The sequence below is a fragment of the Cobetia sp. 5-11-6-3 genome (assembly GCF_013374055.1).
Lineage (GTDB): Bacteria > Pseudomonadota > Gammaproteobacteria > Pseudomonadales > Halomonadaceae > Cobetia > Cobetia marina.
The window spans coordinates 1-281 of sequence record NZ_BLWJ01000036.1 but is presented as its reverse complement, the minus strand read 5'-3'; the positions used below and the strand labels follow the sequence as shown (position 1 = coordinate 281).

Annotated in this window: 1 protein-coding gene; it reads right to left on the bottom strand. The window is 57.7% G+C overall.

The features are described 5' to 3' along the window. Nucleotides 1-281: dTDP-4-dehydrorhamnose 3,5-epimerase family protein (locus HXS66_RS17305; protein WP_176504178.1), on the bottom strand; the 281-nt coding region annotated here is incomplete at both ends.

Genomic DNA, 281 nt, shown 5'->3' with positions numbered 1-281 from the left:
CCGAACGTCGGGCTGCTCTTGCGCATGTCCACGGCCACATCGAAGACTTCCCCCTGGGTGACACGCACCAGCTTGCCCTGCGGCTGATTCAGCTGGTAGTGCAGGCCACGCAGAATGCCCTGACGGGATTTGCTGTGGTTGTCCTGCACGAAGGTGTAATCACCGCAGTGCTCGACGAATTCGCTCTGGCGAAAGGTCTCCATGAAGAAGCCGCGCTCGTCACCGAATTTTTGTGGGGTCAGCAGCACGACATCCGGGATGGCGAGTTTTTCAAAATTCAT